This window comes from Flavobacterium zepuense, assembly GCF_007097145.1.
GTDB lineage: Bacteria > Bacteroidota > Bacteroidia > Flavobacteriales > Flavobacteriaceae > Flavobacterium > Flavobacterium zepuense.
The window spans coordinates 1-26,797 of the sequence record NZ_VJVZ01000001.1 but is presented as its reverse complement, the minus strand read 5'-3'; the positions used below and the strand labels follow the sequence as shown (position 1 = coordinate 26,797).

At 40.8% G+C, this 26,797-nt stretch carries 27 protein-coding genes; 3 read left to right on the top strand and 24 right to left on the bottom strand.

The window, feature by feature from the left end:
• Window positions 1-116: 116 nt before the first annotated feature.
• Window positions 117-1,169 (top strand): DUF5694 domain-containing protein, encoded by a 1,053-nt coding sequence (locus tag FMM05_RS00140; protein ID WP_143371321.1) that lies wholly within the window; start codon window positions 117-119, stop codon window positions 1,167-1,169.
• Between the two features lie 73 nt (window positions 1,170-1,242).
• Here the strand turns inward: FMM05_RS00140 and FMM05_RS00135 are convergent, their stop codons facing one another.
• The 8 genes from FMM05_RS00135 to FMM05_RS00100 form a co-directional block, all read right to left on the bottom strand.
• Window positions 1,243-1,701: a DUF6265 family protein gene (locus tag FMM05_RS00135; protein WP_143371320.1), complete on the bottom strand. Its 459-nt coding sequence runs from the start codon at window positions 1,699-1,701 to the stop codon at window positions 1,243-1,245.
• 63 nt (window positions 1,702-1,764) lie between these two features.
• The gene (locus FMM05_RS00130) at window positions 1,765-2,121 is read right to left on the bottom strand and encodes a VOC family protein (protein WP_143371319.1); all 357 of its coding nucleotides are present in this window, start codon (window positions 2,119-2,121) and stop codon (window positions 1,765-1,767) included.
• Complete coding sequence (locus tag FMM05_RS00125) at window positions 2,087-2,527, bottom strand: hypothetical protein (protein ID WP_143371318.1); 441 nt, start codon at window positions 2,525-2,527, stop codon at window positions 2,087-2,089. Before FMM05_RS00125 ends, FMM05_RS00130 begins: the two co-directional genes overlap by 35 nt.
• Before the next feature lie 24 nt (window positions 2,528-2,551).
• On the bottom strand, window positions 2,552-3,397 hold the full coding sequence (locus FMM05_RS00120) for a DUF6597 domain-containing transcriptional factor (protein WP_185965470.1): 846 nt from the start codon (window positions 3,395-3,397) through the stop codon (window positions 2,552-2,554).
• Between the two features lie 272 nt (window positions 3,398-3,669).
• Window positions 3,670-4,218, bottom strand: coding sequence for a DUF6624 domain-containing protein (locus FMM05_RS00115; protein WP_143371316.1), 549 nt, complete (start codon window positions 4,216-4,218; stop codon window positions 3,670-3,672).
• 211 nt (window positions 4,219-4,429) lie between these two features.
• Window positions 4,430-5,461, bottom strand: a complete 1,032-nt coding sequence (locus FMM05_RS00110; RefSeq protein ID WP_143371315.1) for a HEAT repeat domain-containing protein — start codon at window positions 5,459-5,461, stop codon at window positions 4,430-4,432.
• A 100-nt stretch (window positions 5,462-5,561) separates the two neighbouring features.
• Window positions 5,562-6,248, bottom strand: a complete 687-nt coding sequence (locus FMM05_RS00105; protein WP_143371314.1) for a hypothetical protein — start codon at window positions 6,246-6,248, stop codon at window positions 5,562-5,564.
• An 80-nt stretch (window positions 6,249-6,328) separates the two neighbouring features.
• On the bottom strand, window positions 6,329-6,745 hold the full coding sequence (locus tag FMM05_RS00100) for a DUF1810 domain-containing protein (protein WP_143371313.1): 417 nt from the start codon (window positions 6,743-6,745) through the stop codon (window positions 6,329-6,331).
• Between the two features lie 228 nt (window positions 6,746-6,973).
• On the opposite strand from FMM05_RS00100, the gene FMM05_RS00095 reads away from it, so the two are divergent.
• Window positions 6,974-7,360 (top strand): hypothetical protein, encoded by a 387-nt coding sequence (locus FMM05_RS00095; RefSeq protein WP_143371312.1) that lies wholly within the window; start codon window positions 6,974-6,976, stop codon window positions 7,358-7,360.
• Between the two features lie 214 nt (window positions 7,361-7,574).
• Here FMM05_RS00095 and FMM05_RS00090 read toward each other — a convergent pair whose 3' ends face one another.
• Together FMM05_RS00090 and dinB are read right to left on the bottom strand one after the other, a co-directional pair.
• A complete protein-coding gene (locus tag FMM05_RS00090) occupies window positions 7,575-10,634 on the bottom strand; it encodes a DNA polymerase III subunit alpha (RefSeq protein WP_143371311.1) in 3,060 nt (1,019 codons plus the stop codon).
• Between the two features lies 1 nt (window position 10,635).
• Window positions 10,636-11,787: a DNA polymerase IV gene (dinB, locus tag FMM05_RS00085; RefSeq protein ID WP_143371310.1), complete on the bottom strand. Its 1,152-nt coding sequence runs from the start codon at window positions 11,785-11,787 to the stop codon at window positions 10,636-10,638.
• Window positions 11,788-11,874: 87 nt separating this feature from the next.
• Here dinB and FMM05_RS00080 point away from each other — a divergent pair, with 87 nt between their 5' ends.
• Window positions 11,875-12,645 carry an XRE family transcriptional regulator gene (locus FMM05_RS00080; RefSeq protein ID WP_143371309.1) on the top strand — a complete coding sequence of 257 codons (771 nt, stop codon included), beginning with the start codon at window positions 11,875-11,877 and terminating at the stop codon, window positions 12,643-12,645.
• Between the two features lie 12 nt (window positions 12,646-12,657).
• Here FMM05_RS00080 and FMM05_RS00075 read toward each other — a convergent pair whose 3' ends face one another.
• The 14 genes from FMM05_RS00075 to FMM05_RS00005 all read right to left on the bottom strand — a co-directional run.
• Window positions 12,658-13,791, bottom strand: a complete 1,134-nt coding sequence (locus tag FMM05_RS00075) for a type II secretion system F family protein (protein WP_143371308.1) — start codon at window positions 13,789-13,791, stop codon at window positions 12,658-12,660.
• On the bottom strand, window positions 13,781-14,248 hold the full coding sequence (locus FMM05_RS00070) for a PulJ/GspJ family protein (RefSeq protein ID WP_143371307.1): 468 nt from the start codon (window positions 14,246-14,248) through the stop codon (window positions 13,781-13,783). Before FMM05_RS00070 ends, FMM05_RS00075 begins: the two co-directional genes overlap by 11 nt.
• Window positions 14,230-14,571, bottom strand: a complete 342-nt coding sequence (locus tag FMM05_RS00065) for a hypothetical protein (RefSeq protein ID WP_143371306.1) — start codon at window positions 14,569-14,571, stop codon at window positions 14,230-14,232. The genes FMM05_RS00070 and FMM05_RS00065 overlap by 19 nt, the downstream gene beginning before the upstream one ends.
• The gene (locus FMM05_RS00060) at window positions 14,559-15,845 is read right to left on the bottom strand and encodes a polymer-forming cytoskeletal protein (RefSeq protein WP_143371305.1); all 1,287 of its coding nucleotides are present in this window, start codon (window positions 15,843-15,845) and stop codon (window positions 14,559-14,561) included. The genes FMM05_RS00065 and FMM05_RS00060 overlap by 13 nt, the downstream gene beginning before the upstream one ends.
• Before the next feature lies 1 nt (window position 15,846).
• Window positions 15,847-16,323, bottom strand: a complete 477-nt coding sequence (locus FMM05_RS00055) for a hypothetical protein (protein ID WP_143371304.1) — start codon at window positions 16,321-16,323, stop codon at window positions 15,847-15,849.
• 3 nt (window positions 16,324-16,326) lie between these two features.
• Window positions 16,327-17,256 carry a hypothetical protein gene (locus FMM05_RS00050; RefSeq protein ID WP_143371303.1) on the bottom strand — a complete coding sequence of 310 codons (930 nt, stop codon included), beginning with the start codon at window positions 17,254-17,256 and terminating at the stop codon, window positions 16,327-16,329.
• A 6-nt stretch (window positions 17,257-17,262) separates the two neighbouring features.
• Window positions 17,263-17,985, bottom strand: coding sequence for a hypothetical protein (locus FMM05_RS00045; protein WP_143371302.1), 723 nt, complete (start codon window positions 17,983-17,985; stop codon window positions 17,263-17,265).
• A complete protein-coding gene (locus FMM05_RS00040; protein ID WP_143371301.1) occupies window positions 17,985-18,542 on the bottom strand; it encodes a general secretion pathway protein in 558 nt (185 codons plus the stop codon). The genes FMM05_RS00045 and FMM05_RS00040 overlap by 1 nt, the downstream gene beginning before the upstream one ends.
• Window positions 18,539-19,720: a general secretion pathway protein gene (locus tag FMM05_RS00035; protein WP_143371300.1), complete on the bottom strand. Its 1,182-nt coding sequence runs from the start codon at window positions 19,718-19,720 to the stop codon at window positions 18,539-18,541. Before FMM05_RS00035 ends, FMM05_RS00040 begins: the two co-directional genes overlap by 4 nt.
• Window positions 19,720-21,900 (bottom strand): type II secretion system protein GspD, encoded by a 2,181-nt coding sequence (locus FMM05_RS00030; protein ID WP_143371299.1) that lies wholly within the window; start codon window positions 21,898-21,900, stop codon window positions 19,720-19,722. The genes FMM05_RS00035 and FMM05_RS00030 overlap by 1 nt, the downstream gene beginning before the upstream one ends.
• 41 nt (window positions 21,901-21,941) lie before the next feature.
• Window positions 21,942-23,351 carry a GspE/PulE family protein gene (locus FMM05_RS00025; RefSeq protein WP_143371298.1) on the bottom strand — a complete coding sequence of 470 codons (1,410 nt, stop codon included), beginning with the start codon at window positions 23,349-23,351 and terminating at the stop codon, window positions 21,942-21,944.
• A 483-nt stretch (window positions 23,352-23,834) separates the two neighbouring features.
• Window positions 23,835-24,245 carry a prepilin-type N-terminal cleavage/methylation domain-containing protein gene (locus tag FMM05_RS00015; RefSeq protein WP_143371296.1) on the bottom strand — a complete coding sequence of 137 codons (411 nt, stop codon included), beginning with the start codon at window positions 24,243-24,245 and terminating at the stop codon, window positions 23,835-23,837.
• A gap of 210 nt (window positions 24,246-24,455) precedes the next feature.
• Window positions 24,456-25,127 carry a hypothetical protein gene (locus tag FMM05_RS00010; protein WP_143371295.1) on the bottom strand — a complete coding sequence of 224 codons (672 nt, stop codon included), beginning with the start codon at window positions 25,125-25,127 and terminating at the stop codon, window positions 24,456-24,458.
• A gap of 4 nt (window positions 25,128-25,131) precedes the next feature.
• On the bottom strand, window positions 25,132-26,797 hold a 1,666-nt coding region (locus tag FMM05_RS00005; RefSeq protein ID WP_143371294.1), incomplete at its 5' end, for an RHS repeat domain-containing protein.

Here is a 26,797-nt window from a genome sequence, read left to right as displayed (position 1 = left end):
AAAGCGGCTGAATTAATCTTTAATTTTAGCATGTGAGGTTTTAAAATAGCCCTGCTGTCATCGTCGGGCTCAGATAAATAACCTCTCAAGCACTATAACTAAATAAGGCACTAAACATGAAGTATATCCTTTTTTTAATTTTCTTCATTTCGATAAATACTATGGCGCAGGATCTAGATATTATAATTATAGGTGTCTCCCATGACTACAGCAAATACCCAAAGCAGGATTTTGCCAGCATACATAATAAGATTAGAAAGTTTATACCAGATGCCTTTTTTGGAGAGTTTTTGAGTAAAGAAGACGAGCGGTTGGTAATGGATTATTGGTGTAAAAAAGACAATATCAAGCGGCTAAAAGTCCTAAGGAGCAATCGAAGCATAGCAGAGGAGTTACTGCCAAAGACAATTGACAGTTTGAAAAAACTAACCCTGTTAAAACCTAATGACTATCATGTAAAAATTGACTTGGCCCATGCCTATTACCTCAATCAGGATGTTGCAAACGGACATTATCAATTTTGGCAAGTATTTGATCACCTTCAGCGAACACCTGATGCTGACCTCAAAAACTATGTCGATAAAGTACTTAGTCCCAAATTAGATACTACGGGGCGAAGTATGAAAAGATTGAAAACTTCTGAGTATGCATGGATAGCGTTCCCGCTGATGCAGGAAATGGGGATGCGTGAATTGCTTTCAATGGATTGTCAGGACTATGATCTAAACTGGGGAGCTTCCTGGGCGGCATTCGATGCAAAGTTCAATTTATCCAGAAAAGACACAATCTCGACCTTTAGCAATAGAATAAAACCACAATTGGCTAAGATTAACAACGGCTTTAAAAAATATGGTGAGGTAGAAACGACCTCGAAGACCGTGACGGAGTGGCTAAACACAGATGAAGCCTCTGCAATATCTGCCTCAGGCGATTTTTATTTGCCAGAGATGTATAATATGAAGAACTTCCCTAAAGAAGAAATGCTTTCAAAAATACATTGGTGGATGATGAGAAATAAAGGTATGTGTGATAATGTTGTAAACAGGGCGAGAAAGACAGGGGCAAAAAAAGTAATCGTTATTGCGGGTGCCAATCATAGAAAATATATGCAGGACATTTTCAAGGATATGCCAAATGTACGGGTTAGGAACATTAATGAAGTTGATTAAGTAATATTTACATGGAGAGTAATAGATAGATGTCTGCAAGGTACAAGGCGTTAGCAGGTTGAAAGTTGAAACCCTATTTGATAAATTCAAAATCAATGCTTTTCCCATTACCGGAGACAACAACTTTGAGCTTTTTACCGGTCATTTGATAGCTTATTTTTTTCGGGAAGTCATGTGTGGCATTTTCGCAGACAAATCCCGTATCAGAAATTTCGGTAAATTTAAAATATACAGGCTTTTTGTTTTCTTCCACATAGGCAACGTAATAGATACCGTCTTTCTGAGCGATGATTTGCAGCTTTTCAGAAAAGATCGTATCCCTTCCCTTTAGTGTAATACCATTACCGACGAATTTATCACGGGATTGTTTAATCCAGTTTTCTACACCGGTTTGGCCCGGTTTACCATTGGTGCGGTTCCATTTACCGGTCAGCCATTCGATCTTGCTAAGGGTTTGTTGTTGACTTGTCTGGCCGTGGATTGATATCGTAATTAAAAGTAAGACTGATAAAAAGTAAGTTATTTTGATCATTTTGGAAGCGATTAAGTATTAAATAGTCATATTATTACACAAAGGCCGACATAGCGGATTCCGCTACGGTTTCGTGACCAAACCCAGCATATTTTCTTCGGGATCTTTAAACCATGCAAACTGCTTGCCACCTGGCAAGGTAATAGGCCCTAATACCTTTTGACCACCTTCACTAACGACATGCTCTAAATGAGCATTAATATCATCCACCTGTATGTACACCATCACATAGTTATGCGGTTCGTGCCCCAGGGCGGTGATCTGCCCTTCTATGCCATCGGAAGTTCCTGTATCGATCAGGTTGGCAAATGGGATGCCTGTGGGCGACCAGCCAAACAGGTTTTGATAAAATAAGGTATTTTTTTCGAGGTCTTTGCAACCGATATCAAAAAATACGACCGGATGAACTGATGTTTTCATGAGTTATTTTGGGTTTATTGAAATAAGCAATCAAGGCGCCTGCATACTTGGCAAGGGTAGCGATTATGTAGGTCGGATAATTTGATTTAAGATCAGCTTGTATCGCCACTATGATACAAATATCGATCAAAGTATAAACGGTGGGCAGTGTTAAGGAATATAGTAAATGGCGGGACGGTTTTTTGTTCATGTAGTGGCGTGTAAAAACAAACATGAGGAACCCGCCCGCAATACCCGACACCCACGGGGCGCTTTGCAGGGCATGAGCATCATAAAAGGAAGCGGGTTTATCAGGAACGAACCGGGCATAAATGAATACTTCTAATACCGACAATAGCACATCAATTATCATGATCAATATAGCGGTACCTAATATCCTAAGTACGAACAGCAGCTGAGTTTTCATATGGGAATTTATTACAAGCCAAAATTAGGCCGGGTATTTCGCAATAAATTGTAAAAATGTTTCCTTGGACAAAGAAATAAAATTGGGCGTATGACGGATCTCCGGATAGTGCTGGCATAGCATCCGGTACTGGCTGGGCGTCATGCCGGTTCTTGCCTTAAAGTCGTTAATGAAATGTGCTTGGTCGTAGAAGGTATGAATTGAAGACAGGGATTGATAAGGGTCACGGGAAATAGTGGCCAGGTGCTCACCGAACCGGATTATCCCCTGCATATTTTTGACCGGCGAACCAAAATAATAAATGGCATCCGCACGCAGTTTCTTCCGGGTACAGCCCAGAACCATGCAAATCTCTTGCACTGTGTTTTCAGGCATCGCTTTGCTCAGATAATTGATGTTTTGAAGTGCTGAAGGGTTTTGCACCTCTAATTTGCCCGTAAAATAGTTATCGATCAGTTCAAACCCAGCCTGTAGGTTTTCACACGCTATCAGTTTATGTCTTAACTTGAACATATCCGGTTCCGCCCAGTGCTCTGCCCCAAGTGCCGTTCCGTTTGTTTCGGCTACCGGCACTTTTGAAAAGTACGGTAACATACCGGGTTTTACACCAATCACGTACATACTTGTCTTTCCCGGATTTTCCAGGGCAAAAGGGCGCTCGTGCTGGCCGTTGATCCAAATGACAGATGAATTTTCTTTAGCAGGTTCGTCCTTGTAAAGATCAGACGTATAAAAATTGGAACCTGTATTAATAATAATGGTCTGATAAACCCGCTGCAAAGCGATCCCCATACCCATATCCTCAAGGTATACTATAGAGCTGACGAATTCTTTAAGTAAGCCTTGGGGTAAATAAGTGGTTAGTGGCATAGTCACCATTTATATGGGTTGAATTGGAATTGCGCGGAAATATCAATTAATTGATATTAAATTTAATTTAAAATATTATAAGTAATACAGAAAGATCATATATAATTTAGTCTCGAATAGTCAATAATCAAGCTGTTAAAAACTGGTCAAGATAATCTACTATCCGTATGTTGTCCAGGCAAGATACAATATAGAACATGGAGCATTGTGCCCGGTGAAGGTCAATACAAAGGGTATGCCTTAGCTCTTGGTGCCGTCTTAAGTGCACGCAATCATATCCATCCGACTTCCTTTCGCCACTTATTGAATTCGCTATCGGAAGGGTGTAAGTCATGGCCTGCCTGATGCTCTAATATGACGCCCTCGTCGTGCGGCTTTAAATGCAATGCTTCACGCAGGCGTACCATTTCTGCCTTATCTTCGACCGGATACATGCCACGGTCGTCAAACTGGGTACCGTACTTCTGCGGCTTCCCTTCAAAATAGCAGATCCTGTCGTATAGATATGCAAGGTTTTGCGGGTTTATATCATCACCTATCTCAATGAAAATCGCATAGCACCTTTTCATCAAAGCCGGTTCACTAATGGCATGCTGTACGATAAGCCATGCTGCATCACTTGCTTCTTTTCCCACTTTTGAGGTTGTAGGATAGCCGATAGCGTCGATGATTTCTTCCAACCGTGCTGCATTGATCCTATGAACCCGTTCCATATCAGGATTGTAGCCTGATGTGAGCTTGCCTTCATTTAATAGTTTTTCACGAACATGCAGGTCATGATTCGCCATCTCTATCAGTTCCTTAGCGATATGTGTATTCATACATGAAGATGGATAAGTAGTGTAAATTACAAAATCCCAAACAAACTGCTGTGAAGTTCATTTTTTAAATGCAGCTCCGGAAATAACCGTGAACCTGAAATGCGATAAATAATAAAAGCCTCCCAACACTCGCTGCGGGAGGCTTTAACCTAAACCTTATCACACAGGGCCAGGAGCCCTGAAATACGAATATGCGTAAAATACCTAAGAATTAAAAATCATCGTCCGCGAAACGGATCTTCCGGCGCAGTCGGGTGAAGAGGTAATCATTTAACATATTGAAGTAAACACCCTCAAACTGCGATTCCCTGCTTTCGGAGATACCGGTATCGCTCAGGGCGACCTCCAGCAATATGCGGGATTGCAGGCTTTCTTCAATCCCGACCATTGCCCCGAACATATCTTCATCGTTACTGCACAGGCGCAGTTCGCGGTAGGTTTGGAAAGGTGCAATATCAACATGCATTTCCTCGCGGAAGATCTCCCCAAGCTGGTCGGCGGCTTCGGGGTTGTCGCCATTGCCGGACATTAAGGCAACCATAGCCATAAAACCCACGAAACTTTCTTTGGTGCCCTGCCATTTGACCTTCCAAAAGTCGGGATCGCCTAATTGCGCCCTCAGGTCTTTTGGCATGTCAAGCCTTGATGCTATCTTTTCTAATGCAAGGTAAATGTCCTCGTCCGTTTCCGCAGTTTCATTTTCCAGCCTTGCCATTAATACGGGCAGGGAAAATACGCTGCCGATATCGCCCAGGATGTCAGCAATTGTCTCGATATCCCAGAAATTATCGGTGCGCCGCAGGACTTCCAGTAAAAACAATTCGCCTTCTATTCCGGGTGCCGCCCGCAGCGCTTTAAGAGCTGAGGAGCGTACTAAAAAGTCCCCCTTTCGGATGCATTCTTTTATGCTCTCAAGGTCTGTACCTTCGGGCAACTGCAAGGGCTCAATATGGCTCAGCAGTGAATTCCTTGTGATCCGGTCGGGGTCTTCCAACCCCTTGAGCAGGCAATTGGCTGTGGCCAGGTCCGGCTTATCAGGGATTATCCTTTCCAATACCAGCCGGGCAATGGAGCGTTTAAAAAGGTCGGTTTCTGTTTCGATGAACCGGCAAAGCACTGGCAGGTAACTTTGATAGGCCTCGCGGTCCACAGCCCGGAAATTGCTGTCGAGGGAAAAAGGCGGCTCGCCGGGCAGAACGTTGCCGTCAAGCAGTTGGGTGATGTAGCGGTCGATGTCTGTCATGGCGTGATGTGTTTAATGAGCAGATATCACAAATTTACAGATTTTTGAATAGCAGTGCCTTTAGAACATAAAAAAGCGGCTACCAATATCGATCAGGATGCTACAGGCTTCTGCTTAATTCAGGAAATTCTTTAAAGCAAGGCTGCAACCTTTGGGCGACCACTTCATCACCGAAGTCTTTTGCTTCCTGATGGGTAGCCAGGCACAGGTAATAATTAGTACCATCATGCTGCGTGTAGATAATCCATTCACCGGTCTGTTTTTTTAGTGGCCTGAACTTACTTTCGTACAATATCCTATTGAGCAGGAAGGTAAGTGCTTTCTGCTGCGCTACAGCCGGACTGTATTCATCAAGGAGCTTATAGAAAATATTGGTGAGCAGGCTGTTCTGGAATGTAACTTCATCTTTTTTACCATACTTTTCACGCCAGGTATTGAGCATGTTCTGGGCAATGAAGGTATTTGAATTGTGGTGGATGTGCTTTAATCCCGCTAAAGGTTCGTTCCTGAAATCCCTTACATTCATCACCGCACCATTCTCGACCTGTTCTATGATATCCAGGATCGTTTGGAAATGGTATGCGTGGAGCTCATTACCGAATTTCTCATAGATATTTAATTTATGCCGCGCCAGCTGTTCTACCAGTACTGTACTATACCGGGCATGCTTTAAGCGGACGTTCAGCCGCTGGCGGATATCCTCTGTAGCGGCATCAAAATCACTGTCATCCACTTCAAATTTTTCAAAAGCGGCTTCGCTGTAGATACCGTTGTAGGTATGCTCCATGATGATTTTCGAGAGAGGTGTGTTTAAAGGACTGTAGGGCATAAAAAAATGAATTGCGCTAAGGGTTTATAAAACCTGTTTTATAGCAGCTTAAGGGTTAAAGGGTCGAACAACCCGGCGAAATACTTTACCAATACCTCGTTAAAAACCGGGTCGGTATCTTTGACCTGGGCGAAAAGCGTCATAGAAGAGCACAGCTTCAGGTCATCCGGCGAACCAAAAATTTCATTAGCGGTCCTGCCTTCAACGGCCAGTACCGCGTAGGATATTTCTACGAGGTTCTTGCCCAACACAGGGTGCTTCAGGTAATCAGCTGCCTCTACAAGTCCTTCAATGGCATAGTAAATTGATGTATCACTTTGCCCCAGCCCTTTGAGCTGCGGAAATATGAACCACATCCAGTGGGTAACTTTCTTACCTGCCTTAACTTCGGCCAGGGCTTTCAGGTAAACCTGGTTCTGCGCATTTAAAAACCTTCCAGCTTTTTCTAATTTCATTGTTTAAGGTGTGTGTAATTATAAGGCAAATTTAAACTTTTTTCATTTTATGGCGTGGCATGCCAATCGGCTGTTCCTGAGGGTATGGGCCGCGCCGATAAGATTACCGGTTATGGGATTGGTTAGGATTATCAGGTAATTATAGGGTTTTAAGGTTAAACGTTGTTGCAACGTTAATATCAGTGTGTATAAGCCTTACCTTTGCATCTGCAATTAAATTCAATCTGAATGCTTTTAAATAAAAATCGACGAATAACACTTATAGCCATTTTTATAGCGGTTTTAGTATTTACAGCATTCATGGAGCTTGGTTTAAGAGCTTATTTGTTTACTAAATTGGGTAATGATTCCGTATTGGCCGGATCAATGCCAAATTTTGTGGCAGTTGTATTAATTACCTTTATATATGCGATAATCAAGGAAAGAAACAAACAGGATAGTGTACTAAAGATAAGTTTGATGGGTTGCTTAATTATGGTTTTCTATGAATTAATTCAACCCCTTATAGCCGGCCGAACATTTGATTGGTTTGATATTTTAGCTTCTTTCTTAGGTGGAATATTTTGCTACTGCGTGCTTAACTTAGTTAATTATTGTACTAAGGCAATTAGTTAGCTTCTTCAATATCATCAATACCGTACTAATTGGCTGTCTCACGTGTCCCAGCCTTTTGACCTGTGGATATATATACCACATCAACGGCTAACCTTTTTACCATTTTTGATCTCTGCCAATGCTTTTGGGTAGACATGGTTCCGTGCATTTAAAGCCTGTGTGCTCCTTTGAACTCATCTTAAATATTATATTTTTTTTGGTGCGTTTTACAAATTTAAGCTTTTTTCATTTTGTGGCGCGGCAGGCCAATCGCTTGTTCCTGAGGATATGGGGCGCGGTCGGTCATGCTGATATCCTCGCGAAGCTGCCCGTGCGCCTTATATTGCCGCTCATTGGCATTTGAATAACGCGGATCAGGGATAAAGGGAAGCTTTGCCATTTTGGTAATGGTGATGGTTGGAAAATGGTAGTCTACCTCCACGTTCCCTAAAAGCAGGTAACATCCGGGCCCTTGAAAAGGATATGCTTTCAGTACATTATTGAAGTGGGCCGTATCAAAGAATTCTCCATTTACGTCCACCCAGGTCCCAAAATACATCTCACCGCGCACGGTCGGCACGTGCTTGCGGGACACAAGGTAAGCGATCATGCGTACCTGTTTTTTATGGAAGCTTAACAGATCCTTTGCCATCACATCCCCGCGTGAGCGCGTTTGTAAGAGGTCGAAAGGCGAGCAGGATACTGGAAAGCCTAACAGCTCGATCTCATCAAAGGCATCCTCGAAAGCAGAGCGTTCTAATGCCGGTAATTTGTATTCTTTAACCGGTTCCTGGATCAGCTTTAGGGCGCGGTCTTCAGGCTTGAAATTTGAAAGGATCAGGCGCGCAATAACCAATAACTGGTTCTTTGTTTTACCGGTAAAACGGAACGCGCCTATAAAAATGAGGGTCTGGATGCTTTCAATGCCAATGGGCATACGATTGATGAAATCTTCCAATGAAAAGTAATCACCGTTACGCTGTCGTTCCTCGATAATGGCACTTGCCAATTTGCTTTCAAGCCCGTCAAGGTGCATGAACCCAAGATAGACATCCACGCCGTACAGCGTAGCTTCATACTCGCTTTTATTAACGCAGGGATTATGGATGACAGCCCCTGACATCCTCGCCTCATGTACATAAACCTCTGTGCGGTAAAAACCACCCTGGTTGTTGATGACCGCGACCATGAACTCTACAGGGTAATACACTTTCAGGTACAGGCTCTGGTAGCTCTCCACGGCATAAGAAGCCGAATGCGCCTTACAAAACGAATACCCGGCAAAGGATTCGATCTGTCGGTAGATCTCCTGGCTCAGCTCCAGTGGGTGGCCTTGCGCAGCACAGCATTCAAAGAAATGGTCTTTTACTTTTTGCAGCGCGTCTTTCGAACGGCCTTTTCCGCTCATCGCCCTTCGCAATATATCGCCGTCTTCGGCAGGCAGCCCACCGTAATGCAGGGCGATCTTGATCACATCTTCCTGGTAAACCATGATACCATAGGTTTCACCGAGCTGCTCTTCAAATACTTTGTGGAAATATTCAAACTTGTCTGGGTTGTTATGCCTAAAAATGTACTCGGTCATCATCCCGCTTTGCGCCACGCCGGGGCGGATAATGGAGGATGCGGCGACCAGAATCCTGTAAGATTTACACAATAGCCTGCGCAGCAACCCACGCATGGCAGGGCTTTCAATATAAAAGTTGCCAATCGTCCATCCTTTGCTCAGGTATTCATTGCATTTTGCTTCATCGATACAAATGCTGGTGTCGCTGATATCAACTTTTACACCACGGTTCTTTTCAATGATACGTACCGCCTCATCAATATGGCCGAGGCCGCGCTGGCTCAGGATATCGAACTTTTCAAAACCAATATCTTCTGCCACATGCATATCGAACTGCACAATAGGAAAGCCCTTTGGCGGCATTTCAAGTGTTGTAAAGTTAGTAATGGGCTCTTCGGATATAATGATGCCACAGGAGTGCATGCTGCGCTGGTTGGGGAACTTTTCCAGCATTTTGCCGTACTTGTGCACTTGCTGCACCCGTTTGTTTTTGTCATGGGCTTCCATCGGTTTGGTCGCCAGCATATCGAGCTCCTCTTTGGGCAGCCCGAACACTTTACCAACTTCACGGAATATGGAACGGTATTTAAACTCGACGTTGGTGCCGCAAAAAGCGACATGGTCGGCTCCATAGCGGTCGAAAATATATTGCAGGATGATGTCGCGTTCTTTCCAGCTCCAGTCAATATCGAAATCCGGCGGGCTTTTACGGTTCAGGTTCAAAAAACGCTCAAAATACAGGTCCAGTTCCAACGGGCAAATTGCAGTTATGCCCAGACAATACGCGATTATGCTGTTTGCACCACTGCCACGCCCTACGTGCATAAAGCCCATACTATTGCTGTATCGGACAATATCCCACGTGATTAAGAAATACCCACTGAATTCAAGTTCATCAATAACCTTCAATTCCCTGGCAACACGGGCTTTGGCAGCGGCATTGTTAGCCCCATATTTTTTGACCATTCCTTGCTCAGCCAGCCGTGTTAAAAGCTGTATATCGGTTTTCCGGTTTTCGGTGTAGTATTTCTTATTACGCGGGATGCCAAATTCATATTCAAAATGGCATTGGTCAATTACGTTTTGCGTATTATTAGTGATCGAAGGATAGTTGCTGTATTTTTCCAGTAATGCCTCCTGTGGAATCATCATTTCAGAGGCATTGCAATAGTCATTTTCCTTAAGCATTGAACCCAGGATATTCAGGTCAATGGCGCGAAGTATTTTATGGAGGTTAAATTCATCTTTGCCCCGAACAGTTACCGGCTGCAAAGCCACCATTTTATCAAGCCTGCTGGTCCATTTTTCATGAAACAATAGCAACAATTCGTCTGGCCTGATACCGATGTACTCATAATCCTGTAGAACAGCCGGGGCATTATCCAGTGGGTAGATTACGATAACATTTTCAAAAGCCGGTGCAATTAGCGGCAGCGGGGTATCATCGAAATTGTGCCTGGTCAGAAAGCGGTTCATTTTACCAAGCCCTTCGCGGTTTTTGGCAAGGCCAATGTAGCGCATTACATGGTTGCAGCGGAATTCCATACCTACAAGAGGTTTAATGCCTGCCGCTTTACAGAGTTTAATAAAATCATAGATACCTGTTACCGTATTGATATCGGTAAGCGCCATTGCCGAAACTTTGCAGGCAGCAGCCTGCTGTACCAGATCCTGCAAAGGAATGGTGCCATAACGCAGGCTGTGGTAGGAATGGCAATTGAGGTACATCTTATTTACTCTTTAAAAAAATGCCGGCACCACGGGCTACTGCATCAAAACCAAAGCGCTTTTTCATTTTGTCCATCGCCTGGTAAAGCGCCATCATTTCTTGTGTGTCCTCGAATATGTTGATCTGGTAAGTTCCGCGTACCAGCCCGCCAAACTGGATGCCCACCTTGCGCAGGGTCATGCGGCGCTGGTACAACCTGTCAAAGAGTTCTTTTACCACACGCACCAAAGTATGGTCTGCCGAGGTATAAGGCACCTTACATTGCTTTGTCTCGGTGTCAAAGTTGGAATATTTGATGCTCACCACCACGGTTGACGTCAGCCACTGCTCAGAGCGCAGCTTAAACGCGAGCTTTTCAACCATGCCTGCTAATATGCTTTTAAGGAAAATGATATCTGTGGTGTCTTCATGGAAGGTCTGGTCGGTCGATAATGATTTTCGTTCCCTGTAGGGTTCTACGGGGCTTAGGTCAATGCCGTTGGCTTTGCGCCATAACTCCGCGCCGTTCTTGCCGATCATCTGTTGCAAGACCTCGGCAGGCATTTCAGAAAGCGTTTCAATATTCCGGATGCCGATACGTGAGAGCAGGGTGAAGGTAACCTCTCCCACCATGGGGATCTTACGGATGGATAAGGGGTTTAGGAACGGACGCACCATATTTTCAGAAATTTGCAGGTTGCCTTTCGGCTTACCCTCACCGGTTGCAATTTTTGAAACGGTTTTGTTCACGGATAAAGCAAAACTTATCGGCAGGCCAGTTTCTTTGGTCACGGACGCCGCGAGTTCGCTGGTCCATTTGTACGAACCATGAAACCTGTCGATACCGGAAATGTCAAGGTAATGTTCATCGATGCTCGCTTTTTCCATTACGGGAGCTTTTTCTTCGATGACCTGGGTAACGGTATTGGACAGTTTTGAATAGAGTTCCATGTCTCCCTTGATGACCTTTGCCTGTGGGCAAAGACGAAGTGCCATCTTCATGGGCATCGCAGCGCGTACGCCAAAGACGCGCGCTTCATAAGAACATGAGGCAACCACACCACGGTCGCCACCGCCGATAATGAGCGGAATACCCTCTAATTTAGAGTTGGTTAGCCGCTCGCAGGATACAAAGAATGTATCCAAGTCCATATGTACAATTGCCCTGTCCATGATCACCTCATTTAATACCTGACAAAATTAGTCCGTATCAGAACATAAAATTATATATTTGCTGTTCTAATTCGGAACAAAATTATTATGTCCTTATTTTCAGATAATATTCGTTTCTTGCGTACAGAGAAAAAAGTCTCCCAGGATAAGGTGGCAGAGGCCACCGGCATTCCGCGTTCCAACTATGCCAAGTATGAATTGGGGTATAGTGAAGCCCCACATGATGCGTTGCTTAAACTATCCCGATATTACCATTGCAGCATTGACCTGCTGCTCTCGGTAGATGTCCGTAAGGTCGATTTTGAAAAATTGCTGAAGCTGGATGACAACCGAATTTTGCTACCCATAACTGTAGACTCCAATGGTGATAATGTTATCGAGGTAATACCCCATAAAGCTAAAGCCGGTTATTTAAGCAGCTATAGTGACCCGGAATTTATAGAGAGCCTGCAACACCTTACCCTGCCTTTTTTGAAAAATGGCAAGTTCAGGGCATTCCCGGTAGAAGGCGATTCCATGCCGCCGCACAAGGATGGTTCCTTTATCGTTGGCAGGTATATTGAGAATTTAGGGGATGTACTGGATGGTAAGACCTATGTGCTGCTTACCAAAAGTGAGGGTATCGTTTACAAAAGGCTGATCCGTAGCGGAGCAAAAAAACTAACCCTGCAATCCGACAATTCGTTTTATAAGCCGTATGAGATCAGGATCTCTGAAGTATTAGAGATCTGGGAATATACCTGTAGCATTGCTACAAAAGAATTCACACCTGATGACCTCAGCCCTGAATCAATTACGGAAATGTTTTTACAACTGCAAAGAGGTATTACTGAGATCAGGGAAACCCTAAAGGATTAGGTTAGTTCGTATTTACCCAATAGCACTGCTCAATTGGAACATAGGTAAATACATCGCGATAAGTAAAACGGCTACAATGCCGCCAACAAATAAAATTATCAGAGGTTCCAAAACCGTAGACATTACTTTGGATTGTTGGATAACTTCCTGATTGTATTGCTCGTTAAGCTGGTTAAAAACAAATTCAGTCTGGTTGGTTTCCTCGGCTACTTTTACTAGTGAAATTATCCTTCGGTCAAAGAGCCTGGTTTGCTTCAGGCTCTCGCTAAGGCTACTTCCTTTGAGAATATCTTCTTCCACCTTTTGCAAGTCATCCTGCAAAGGAACGAACTGTATCATTTGCCGTACCATCTGGATACTGTTAAGGATAGGCACTTTAGACGAGGTTAATAATGTTACTGCCTGTGTGAACTGTGCAAGGTAAACCTTTGCTGTAAATGGGCCTAAAACAGGTATCTTAAGCATTGAATAATGCAGGGTTTTACGATATGTATGATTGTCCTTTAAAAAACGGCTGGCAAAAAATAACCCGATAATAACGATAAAGATCACCAGCCCATAAGTTTGGGTAAGTGCTGACATCTTCATAATAATCCGGGTAAGGGCCGGGAGTTCCATCTGATTTTGTTTAAAGATACCTTCAAACATCGGCACAACATAACTAAGCATGAAGAACACAACTAAAATTGCGGTAGAAAATACTATTCCGGGATAAGTAAGGGCAGCGATCACGATACGACGCTGCTCGTTCTTGCGTTCAAAAAACACTCCTAACTCCCGGCATACGCGCGCAGTAGTACCTGTCTCTTCACCAATTTTTAACGAGTGGTATTCATACTCGGAAAATTGTTTTGAAGCAAACAATGCATCTGAAAAGGGCTTCCCGTTTACAACCTGTTGTAAAACGGTTTCAAACAATTCTTTATCGGCCTGCTTTTTAAAAGAATCTACGATAAGCGTCAGGGCTTCTTTTATAGTAATGCCTGCTTTTAAAAGCACACCTAATTCAAGATAAAAAGACTGTTTTTTTTTATTGTTAAACCCACCGCCAAAAAGAGTGATCTCTTTTTTGAGTAAACGCTCTATCTCGCTGCCGGTATTATTTTTAACTTTCGCTGCCGGAATATTGTCTAATTTAAAAGCCATCCTTATTCATGTTTAGGGTTGCATCGGGAGTGGAAAAAACAAAAAAAGAATAACCCGGTATTTCCGCCTCTGCTGATATACCAATTGCATCAATATATCCTGATTTTACTTCACGCCCATTAAATAACAGCTTTTCTATTTGTAAATTGCCATATATTGTATCCATGTTTCGCAACACAAAATTTTCTGAAAAAGAATAGGTTACTGTGTCAGTATTCGACAGGGCAACTAGTTTTCGATCGTGATAATCAAGGGTGTTATGCGAGTTAAAGTCCTGCCAAAGCCTTTGCTCCAGCAATGATAATTCTGTTGTTTTATCAAAATTCCTTTTGATGATATATACCTGCTTTTGTACCAGGCTAAGAACACTAAAGGCCATACCTACCACAATGGCAGTAATGATCATTACCACCAGCATTTCAGAGAGTGTAAATGATTTTACTTTTGCAGTGTGCATAACTGATTTCTTATTATTTCTTTGTTATTTGCATTGTTTACCGCCATAATTTTTAACCATTGTTTCCCCTGTTGCTCTTGTTTTATCAGTTCAACATGCCAGTTTTTGAACTCTTCAGAATAGGGTAATTGTATGGTATTGTGTTGCGCACTGTATTCCAATTCGAAAAGCCTGTTCTTTATAGCATGTGTGTTACGGGAAAAGGAGTTAAATAGCAGGTTGTTAAGTACCAAACTGGCTACAATAAAAACTACAACAATAAGCACTGTAGCCACAAGGGCCTCAATTAAAGTTGCCGATCTTAATTTTGTTAATAAAGCCATTTCATGACCGATTTAGTTTGGTTCGCCAACAAAATACCGCCAAAATTCTCGGGTAGGTCTTTGCTTGTTATAGCGGCATCATATAAATGGTTTACATATATTGTACCACCCTCATTAGTAATAAATTGATTAGTATAAACTGTCCCTTCTACTTTACCCCTAAGCTCCAAATTGCCTTGGCAATAAATATCTCCTTTAATTGCCGTGTCATTGCTTATGTAGATATTGACCTTAAAATTGGAGTCGGTAAGAGTGCCCAGATAACACACCGATCCACGAACAGTTGAACCGGAATCTACAGCTATTTTATTATTGAACAGTTCATTTCCATCACCGGTTTGAACGCCATCGTAGGACAAAACAAGTGCCGAAGGATACTGTAGTTGACAATTTTTGCCCACTTTTATAGTTTCGGATGCTATTGCCTGAAAATTGCCATCAACGCCATCTTCAATTATAATTACAGGGGCACTTATAATTATATCTTTTAGTAGCGCTGTCTTTCGTATCGTTATTTTTTGGGCCGACCGTATTACAATATTCCCGGTTAGAGTAACATTTGCTAATACAATGGGGCCTTCCGAAACATACCCTTTCACAGGATCTTTAAAGGAATTTGTTAGATTAACCTTTGAGTGCACCGGAATAAAATCTTTATCTGCTACCGGCATAAATTCTTTGAGGTAATAGTTAAGTTCTGCCTTATAGTCGTATTTCAATTTAGGTAAACTATCAGTGCTTTTTTTTACCACGCCAAAGATCAACTCGCTGCCGTAATAGCTATGTCCGGCAAGACTGCCCGTAGTGATGCCCTGCTCGGGCAGATAGGCAGTACCGTCAATATGTGTAGCGCCAACAACAGCAAGTGGTTTAAACGTTTCTCTAAGGTATAACGCTGGCCGGTTTTCTGTAGTCATACTACAGCCCATTAAACAACATTTTATAAATATTTTGTTCCCTTGCTTAGCCTCTACAAATGCTTTTTCAAAAAGTCCCCAATGCGAAAGATGGGTTGTCACTTTTTGATTTTCAGGGACATCAGGAATGCTTAACAAAATCGTGTCTGGCCCTATTTTTTGCTGATCAAGGAGTGCCGCTATACCAGTATCAGCTAACTGGATATTATTTACAATAGCTTTAGATTGTTCCAAAAAAAAGCGGTGTGTGTAGGCAAGCAATAAGGCACCGGCAAGGACCAAAGCAATAACTACCGATATAAAAACAGTAAATTGTAAAGCCCCAGAGCGTAACTTATGTTGCCAGTTAATCTTCAACTTATTGCTGTATTAGTATTTTATTCGTGTTCCCCTTGTATAATACATCTATGTATTCCCGGTTACCATTTTTTAGGATAATTTGCTGTTCAGTATCTTTCTGGCGCATCAGATACGTTTGCCCGTTAATAATAACCATGAACACCTTTTTTTTATCTTTACTATCAGACACGATACCCTTGTAAACCACAGATGGCCAGTTAACTGTCTCTTTGGGCATTGCTTTTTTCTTAGTACCAGCTGTTCTCATATTAGGATCTATCGGCAAATAGGCTTTGCCCAAAAAAGGATCGCGATAATTTACATTAATAGCGATACTATCCCTTTCTTTTACAGCTAATGGCGTAACCTTTAAATTTGTAGTTATGGCTTCCTGGACGGCTTCGCCTGATGTAAAAGAAAAAAACTGGTATACCAGCAAACCCCATATAAGGAGCACCGCCGATAATAGTATGTAGGTATTTCTTTTATTTTTCATCTTTTAATTAAGCGTAAAGCTAAACACACTGCTTTGCTGGCTTACATTTCCGGCCGCATCAAACGCTTTAACAAACCAAAAATAGGCACCATCTCCCAGCGTGGCCGTGTTGTAAGGGCTGGTTTGTTCGTTTTTATATTCAAGGTCAGTAAGGGTGTTGTTATTATAAATATAAATACTGTCTTTTTCGACGCTTCCGGCAATAGCAACCCTGTTCCATTGAAAAGTTACATCGTTATTTGAGGTATTGGTTAGGTTAGCCGGTAAAGTTAGCTGGGGCGTGTTGGGGGCAGTATGGTCTACTAAAATAGTGCGCGATGAGTATAATGTGTTTTGGTCACCATTGCCGGCCCTTACTTTCCACTGGTAGCTCCCTTCGGGAAATAAATAAGTAAACGTAGTACCATTAGTATCCTGTTCTAATACCGAAGTGTTAGATTGGGTATTTACTATCTGTATATGGTAGCCAGTAGCGCCAATTACCTGCTGCCAAACAAGATTTTGTGAGGCAACATTTGTAATTGCGTTATTTGCAGGCAATGATAGTGTTACCGAATTATTCTGGAAATCTTCATTGCTCAACACCTTTAATGACCTGGTGGAATAAGCAGTTTCGTACCCGCTGTTTACTGCCTTAACACGCCACTCATAATCACCGACATTTAACTGGGTTGTGAACGAGGTGGTATCGACAACATTGTCGGTAATAATTTGTAATGGGGCAGTAAAATTGGGCCTTGCAATTTGTATCCTGTATTGGGTGCCGTTCTCTATAGGGTCCCACGTAAATGTTATGCCGGTAGAATAAAATTCGGCATCATCTACCGGAGCAACCAAATTTACAGTTTCATCCGTAATATCGTCCTCCAATAAGATCTCCTCACACGAGAAAACCAAAAGCAGTAGCATCGGTAGCAGTAGTATTTTTTTCATGGCTGCTTATAATTTAAATAAATTTTTCTCTTCCTTATCCTCTACACGGGTCTTAGTGTTGCCTTTACAGCTCTTGTTATCTTCTACGATCTCGCCAATGTACCATTGCTGCCTATCGTTAACAGCCCAGCAAAATTTGCCCAAGGTATAGGCAAGTGGTATGCTGCTCCCTAATTCAATAGTTTCTGTTTTTTTACCGGCCTTATAAAGTGCAATGGTGTACTTTTTATCCTGGCTGTTTAAAAGGTAGTATGCATCAGCCGATTTAATTTTCGCCAGTTCTTCGCCAGGCAGTACCAATGCCATACCGGTTATGGCAACCGTTTTTTTAGTGTCTTTCAGGTATGTTGCAATATCTCCGTTGTATTCTGCATTGAGCTCGTTAGCAAAGCCTGTACGATCCATAATAGAAACTGTTATATATTCCGGTTTAACAGGCAGGCTATCTGCATAGTTAACTTTTATTACAGAAGGATTTGTTGCAGTTTTATTTATATATATTTTATTGATGGCTTTTGTAAAGGGCAGTACCTGGATATCCAGCCTGATCTTGTTTTGCAATATTGGAATGGAATGTATGGAGAAACCATTATCTAAATCATACATTGAACTGGCCCTTCCGATAGTACCTAATTCTATTGTAGCTTCTGAGACTTTATAGGTCTTGTCTTTTATACAGGTTGTTTGGCAACCGGTAATAACCAGCAGCACAAATAATATCTTTTTCATTAGTATTTATTGTAATTTTTATCATTATCCCTTTCCTTAACCGTCTCACTTTTTTGAAGGATAACTTCCCCAGTGAGGTAATCCTCCCCAGTCCTATAATTTTTCTTTTTTATGAAGGTTATAGTTTTAACATATCCTAGTGAAGGATTATTTTCAAGGCTATTAATTAGTAAAAGTATCCCATTAAAGCTTCCCTGAAGGGAAAACACATAACTATTCGTCCTGATATTTTTCTCTACAAAAGTGTGCGGCTCCTTAAAATCTACTATTTTAAGCCTATCCCTGCTGCTTAAAATACTCAGTTGCCTGAGTAGTTCATTTTGGAAGGACGCGTCGGTGGTATTTGTATATTGGGATAATACCTTATCCAGTTGTTTTTCTTTTTGCAACAAATTCTGTAAGTAGGCAGGGTCGTTTAAACCAGTATCAGTAAGTTCCCTTTGCGTTGTATATTGGCTGTAATATTCCCAGGTATTGGAAAAGGCAAATGCATAGCATATGTAAAGCACAATGCAAAACCCAAGTAGTAATATTTTATTTTTTTTATTCAGCTTCATTTCTGTACGGTTATGCTTATTGAAAAAACGGTATTGCCCTCAGCATCCTTCCCAAAAGAATTGATGGTGACTTTTCCAACCCAGTTCATTTTTTCAATACTCTCAACCCAGTTTGTAAATGCCAGGTTACTTAAAGAGGAACCTGAAATCTCAATAAGGCTGTCGGTAGCCATAATCACTTCATCTGCTTTTACCTTCTTTTCAAGCGGATGATATACAATACTTGATAAAAGCAGTGATGCCGGTATATCTTTAACCAGTTGATTGATTGCCAAAGAACTTGCAGAAACGGTAGCACCTGTAAAACTTTCAAGGCGTTGTTCTTTATCTTTTATCCTTTTTTTAATCCTGGTTATATTTTCAATCCCCGCTTTGTTTAGGGCTACTGTTTCTGCAATTTCACTTGCCTTTTTAAAATAGTGCGAGAAAAGGAAAAAATTTATAAGGAGTAAGGTAAGGATAACTACAATCGCCGTTTTTAATCCTTTTTCAAAAAAAGTTTTCTGTTTAAACGTTTCATGAATTATGGTCCCCAGTTCCCAAAGACTACCTGTTGTCGCGGTTGGTAGTAGTAAGGATAGAACCCCACTGAAAGCTAAAATATGAGTGTTGGGCACATTAAGCTCATTAATAGTATAGTCTTTGTTTTCAGGCAACCCACCTGTAATTATATTTTCCTGATCGAGATCAAGTATGCTTGTATTAGTTGCTAACGCCGGCGGTAATTCAAATTGTGAAAGGACCGATATCGCACAATTACCTAAACTGATTGCAGCTACCCTAAATCCGTCTTCCATATCGGTAAGTAATTTATCTACGTAGGTCTTTCTGCAAATAGCTACCAAAGACGATGTATCGCGCCTCCATATTTCATAATAAAAATCATCAGCCTGCAAATTTGGGAAGGCCTTGTGCAATAGTTTTTTATCGCTGCTATCGGTACCCAGTACTTCTTTTTGCAGCACGTGCTCATTATTTATGATAAGTGCAGTAGGGAATTTTGATTTTTGCAAGAACAGATCCTCGATATTGTTATAAATTTCCTTTTGGGCAATAACAAGTTCGTTCTTTTTCTTTTGCACCAACAGGAAGGCAATTTTATCCTGACGGTTTAAAGAAAAGAATTCTAAAGCTACATATTGCTTTCCCAAAAGCATATTTTCTACACGTGCAGCCATTAATAGATAACGGTTGGTTTTATAAGTACACTAAGTTTTTTTCTGGAATCTTCACGCTTGCGCGAACTGAACAGCCATTTAATTATAGGTATCCTTGAAAGTAGCGGAACGCCACTTCCTGAGTCATTTTTAACCTTTTCTTCAAGTCCACCAAGTACAATAAGGTCGCGATCTTTTACCCTTATTATCGAGGTGAATTCCCGTGAATTAATTCCCGGAGGGGCATCTTCATCAATTCGCTCGCCATTAAAGCTCGACTGTATCACTTTGATGTCAAGGGTTATTTGCCCATCGCCCGATACTAATGGCCTGATAGTTACTGATAAGTCGGCATCAATGGGCTGGTAGTTTTTGATTTCAGATGTTTGCGTTATTTGAGAGCCGTAATAATTCTGGCTGGTTACCACATAGTAGGTAGTTTCCCCGATAGAAAGGCTTGCTTTATGCCCGTTTAGCGTAGATAACCTGGGGGATGAACGTATTTTTATATTACCGTTGGTTTCAAGCGCTTTAAGGCTTAAATAAAAGTTAGGTACTACTGAGCCTATATTTAATGAGCCGAAACCGTCAAAACCATTGATGATCTTGTTAATGGTCTGGGCGCCTAAATTTATATCTGCCGTTGGGAATACCGTTCCGGTAGTCGTAGTGGGTTTATCACCTATACCTGCGCTAATACCGGTTTCTACTACTGCTGTCCTGCTTACCTCCAGTAACATTACCTCAATTAAGATAACGGGTACCGGTTTGTCTATATACTTTATGAACGACTCAAAACGCTGTATGGCATCAGCAGGGCCATTTACCAAAAAACTGTTTAGTTCTTTGTCTATTTTTATATCAAGGTCTTTTTTGGCCTCATCTGGGATAATGGAAAGAATTGATTCTGACGGAGCGCTCTCGTTACCTCTACTGTTCTGGCTTTGTTGGTTTTGCTGCTGCTGGAACCCGTTATTAAGGCCGCCACCTGCGGAGCCACTGTTATAGTTGGTAAAGTTTGTTTGTGTCCTGCCAACGGTTTTTTCTGAACTTGCCGGGTCGCCCAACAATTCAATAGAGCGGTGCATCATCATAATTGACTTTATATTACGTACCGTAAGCTGGCTCTTAGTGCCAAAGTAGTAAATATTGTCTTTCTTCATAAAGGTGTAGTTATCACCTGTTGTAGCACTGACAGGGGTGCCACTGCTCATTCCATCACTAAATTGCTGTTGCCCATTTTTATTCGCAGCTATTGGCACATTTGCAGCATTCGACTGGAACATCTTAATAAGGAGTTCATCGAAAGTGATGTTCTTTGCTTTTACGGTGGCATTACCCGCATTCTCTAACGGGCTGGCAATAAACATGTCGATTTGTAATTCGGTGCCAATATCATAAATGATACTGGAGATAGGGGTGTTCTCAAAATCCACTTCAAGGAGTTGCCTGTCCGCATCCAGAATATTAAAGAAGAAGTTAGAACGCCTTTGGCGCTGTGGCCTGCTTTGGCGAACAGCCCCGCCTTTATCGGCGGTGCTTACAGCTGCCGCCCCGGCATTATCAAACTTATCAAAAAGGTAAAAATTATCCCTTGATTTTGAAATAGCAAGGTCATTAGCATAAGCCAGTTTATTTAAGGCGGCATCAAAAGGCATATTTTTTATGTACACCGTAAGCAATTGGTTTTCCATACCCGGTGCAAATACCAGGTTTTTACCGCTTACATCCATGATCCTTTTAAAAGCATCATATAGCTTGTCATCTTTCAAATTAAGGGTTAGGAGATCTTCATTAGGATCGTAAGCTACATCAATAACTTTTTCAGCAAGGATTTCCTTTGGCAGTTGATAAAGGCTAATAGCTAATATATTCCCGGTAAAGTCTACCGAGAGGTTATACTGCTTACACAAAAAGATAAGCAGGTCAGCCACTGTAACATCTGTAAAATTGTTAACAATATTGATCTGTTTAAGTGCCGGATCAATACTAAGGTTTACCTTGTGTACTTCAGAAACTGCAAGCAAAAAATCAGAAAGCGGTGCTTCCTTGATCTTGATGTTTACGCGTTCCATAAGGCCAGGTGTATCCGCCGCGATAGCCTCAATATGATTACGGATCTGCTCAACCCTTGGGCTATCCTGCGCCTGTAGTAGTTGAGAAATCAATAAAAAAACGCCGCAAAGTAATAGTCTTCTCATAATTCTTCATTCGTGGCATAACTGCCATCTTCATTATTATTTTATTCCATAAGTAGCGCAAAAACCTCGTCTACTGATGTTACACCTTTTTTTATAAGGTCTATAGCATTGCTTTTTAGCGTTTGCTTCTTTTTATTTTCAAGGTAGTCGTCTATCGCAAGCACATTAGCTTTGATGAGCCCCATGAGTTCTTTATCTATAGGTAGTATCTCATATATGGCTTTCCTGCCAAAGTAACCGGTATGGTGGCATTCTTCGCAACCAACGGCCTCAAAATGATGCGTTAGCGCAGCAGGTATTATAAATCCTGTAGGGAAAAGTCCTGCATGCAGAGTTTGCTGCACCTTACATGTATTGCAAAGTTTACGCACCAGACGCTGGGCAATACTGACATTGAGGGTGCTCGCAATCAGAAAAGGTGGTATACCCATATCAATAAGCCTTGACACTGTAGCCCATGCAGAGTTGGTGTGGATAGTCGAGAGCACCAAATGGCCGGTTAATGCAGCCCTTATGGCCATATTGGCTGTATTTACATCACGTATCTCTCCTACCATTATAATATCAGGATCCTGCCTTAAAAAGGTGCGCAACGTGGCTGCAAAATCCAGCCCAATATTTTCTTTTAACTGTACCTGGTTGATTCCCTCAAGGGTATATTCGATAGGGTCTTCAACTGTAAGGATATTGGTATCGTCCTGGTTTAACTTTTTTAAAGTGGCATATAATGTTGTAGTCTTACCGGAACCCGTTGGTCCTGATACCAAAATAATCCCGTTGGGTTTCCTGATACTCTCCAAGTATATTTTGAGTTCCTCATCTGAAAAACCAACCGACTCCAGTTCGATATGGCTGGTATCTTTACTGAGTATTCTTAAAACTATTTTCTCGCCATATAGCGTGGGTAATACTGATACCCTGACATCAAAATCTTCATATTCGGTTGTAACTGTAATCCTGCCATCCTGAGGCAGCCGCTTTTCAGAAATATCAAGTTGCGCCCGAATTTTTATCTTGTTGACTATACCAGGGTATTCCTCCAAACTTAAATGAAACTGTTCCTTGAGCTTACCGTCTAATCGAAAGCGAACGCGTGCTTTCATTTCATAATGCTCAAAATGGATATCACTGCTTCCGGTTTCTTTAGCGCTTAACAAAATTTTCTCCAGAAAGTCATTAGAGTAATGAATCTCGGAAACCCGGTTACTTGATGATTTTCTATAGTTGGTAGAGAGGTAGCGGTTAATATTTTCAGTAGTATCAACTGTTAATTCTACGGCAAGGTCTAATAGTATGAGTAATTCTGACCTTAATCCGGCTAAATTCTCATTATCTGTTTTAAATGTAATAGTATTACCAGCTTTTTCTATCGGAACGATACGGTAATGGTATGCCTGCTGGGCATTAACCAGTTGCTGTAATTCGGTAGGTAAATTAAAATTCACATTCATAGCTAGTATGAGAACAAATACTGAGGTTTAGTAAAAAAGGATATACAGTAAACTGTAGCAAAAAACAAAGCCATATAACCGGCTAAAGGAACGGTTTTGTCAACTTGCCTATTCTTGAAAATCATATGTAACAATAGCGAGAAGAGCAGGGAAAAGACAAATAATAAGGTAAACGCTACCGTTGCAAAAGCAAAGGGCAGGGACACAAAAAAAAGCAGGTCACCGGCACCTATACTTTCATTCAGGTACTTTCTTCTCTTAATCACCACTATGTATAAGTAACTAATGGAAAGGATGATTAGGACAAATACTAAATTCAGGCCCGTGTTGACAATAGATGGGAGCACCCCAATGGTCTTTGCATGTAACATATAGGCCACAACGCCAACTAAGGGGTATAAAAACCAGAGCACAAGCCTTTCTTTAGTGTCTTGCCAAAAGATTAATAGCAGTACAACAATAAGGCTAAATTTAAGCGCAACATCAATCATTTGTTACTTGCTTGGGATTACCGTCCTGGTCTATCTCCCATATATTGAACACACCATCTCCGTTAAAATCCTTAATAGCCGTTGCTCGGGCTTTAAAAGTATTATCGGATGTCTCTATAACTTCGTAGGCATAATTTGCTGTTCCGTTGTCTTTAATTGTTTTTGGCGCATCGAACTCAATTTCATTAAAATCCGCACTGTATTTAGAGTACATAAAGTAGTACTGTTTTTCGGCATTAAATATTGCCTTAAGCTGTGTTTGTGCCTCTACGCTTTTTGCTTTAGTAATTAAAGGCATAAGGTTAGGTAATGCTATAAGGAGTAATATTCCTATGATAGCAAGTACAATAAGCATTTCCTGTAAATTAAAGGAAGGCAGCTTCTTAATATATTTTTTAGTCATAAGGTTAGGTTTTGCTACCGGGCAATATTAAAAAAAGATAAAATGCAATAAAGAATTCACATTATTTAAATTAATAATAAAATTTAACATTGTTATGTTAATAATGCTAAATGGCATAAACTAAGGTTTCATTTCGGAGATTCGATGAGGTCAAACTCTGTTATTATCTAAAATTCTCTTATACTACGATTTCTGTAGAGAGTTCATTGCTTACAAAACTTTTATTGGAACTTTATTTGATTCGATAATACCATGATAAACTTTCACTTTATTTGTCTTAATCGTTTTTAAAATGTCTCGGGGAAGAATGTTTTTATAATTGGTAGAATCACTAGATATTGAAACTGTAGCTTTATAATCTTCCCTTTTATCCAAACTTATAAGTCCAACTCGAACGGCTTCATACCCAACAGTGCTATTTAAATTCAATGAATATTCAAAATAAATAGTTTCTCCTGGGTATATATAAAAATTTTTATAACCGAAATTTCTGTAGAAACCTACTTGATTATCATAATCAAGACTTTTTTCGAGAATGCTAGCGTTTTCTATTAAATAAGAATAGATATTGTTTTCTTTCTTAGGATAATTTGTGTTGGAATTATACTTTATTTCTTTATCAAACTGATTGTAAATTTGAAGGTTGACACCATCTGAATATATGGCTCTCTTGAAAACTCCCTTATCAATACATATATTATTAATATAATAGAAATTGTCAGAATTGTTTGTTATAGAGTATTTAATAATATTGACAATGCCACAATTTTCATTTGAGCATGCTATAATTGTGTCATTTTCTAATTTAAGTTCTATTTCCTCCTTATGTTTGGTACAGCTACAAAAAGCAACCAACATAATTAATGTAATTAATGTTTTCATGATATTATTTTTTTTTATTCCAAAATTGCGACACCATATATTCAAAATACTTAGACATACGACTATGCACTTCTGAATCGTGATCACCCATACGATACTGAAACGCATAGGCATCAAGTTCAATTCTTGCCCATACTCCTCCATCTCCAAGATACCCTGAACTATACAGACGTTCCCAATAGGTGAACATACTTTCATTTCCATTAAATGATATGTACTGCCACTGGTGTCTATATTCATGAAATAATACACTTGCGTACCTATAATTTGTTAATATTTGTGTACGATTTAACTTCACTATACCTTCAGTTGTAGCATCTCCTGTATCACCTACATCATAAAATTCCACTTCAGGCTTGCCACCATCTTTGTATGCGTCAGCTAATCCTGTAACCGCGCCATTAATTTTTTGTATACCTTTATCACTAAAATCAGGTTTTGCATCAGGATCTACTATATACTTACCATTTTTATCCTTCTGGAATCTATCTCTTAAACTTAATTCTTGATCTTTTTCTGCCGCTCTATCAAATTTAGCTTGCCCACTCTTACTTAATTTTACATCTGCGCCACTATAGCTAATAGATCCACTAATTTGACTTGTTTTTCTCATACGACCGTAACCAATATCTACGGATACTTCAAAATCGCCTGTATCAAGAATTTCATCTGATCCAGTTGCTTGCATCCCATCCGGGTCTATAAAATATATAGGATTATTTAAAGCGTATGTGTATGGGGAGAACCTTCTTGAAGTTTCTGCAAGCGGATCAATGTTAAACCACCTTCCAAGAGCAGAATCGTAATTGCGCGCCTGATAATCGTACCAGTTTAGTTGTAATTCATCCTGTAGTTCTTTACTGTTAAACTTAATTTTCTGAGCAGGATTAGTGGATAACGCAACACCGTAACCCTTATGCTCCATGCCGAAAGCATAATAGTTATTGGTACTTATAATTTCTAAAGCGTTGGTTTGTGTATTCTTCCAATAGGCTAACCGCACATTACCCAAATGGTCTTTGTACTGGTAAATGTATGAAAAACTTCCTGAGGTTTCGCGCCTTGCATAACCTTCGGTATGCCCAAAATATTGCAATACGCTATTTTCATATAGAAACCCTCCTGCATATAGTGTGGTAGTTACATTACCGCTACCATTGGTCACCTTCTTTTGCAATCTTGACCCTGCTGCATCATATGTATATTCTACCGTATGGGTGGCATCTACAATTACTTTTGTGGGCAGGTTAAGGTAATTGTACGCTATTTCTTCATCGGGTGTTTCGCCTATATTTTTGTTAAGGTCTTTTGTCATGTTGCCGCTGGCATCGTACTTGTAATCGTCGCCTGTGCCACTTGTACCATTATTAAAGCCTGCAATATTACCTGCATCGTCAATAACACTTTTTAGCCTGTTGCTGTAAGGGAAATAGGTATATGCTAAATTATCTATCAGGCCAAAACTATTATCGCTTTTTTGCCCATTACGTGTTAAGCTTATGATATTGCCATTTTTATCGTAGGCTATAGGGCCTTCGGTATATTTATCGTTATTGATACTTGCCCTAAACGTGGCTTTTTTGAGCCTGTTGAGTTCGTCATAATTATAATTATAGCTCCTTTCTATATTATCATGGGCATTTTTCCATCGTGTTTCAGAAATGTTGCCA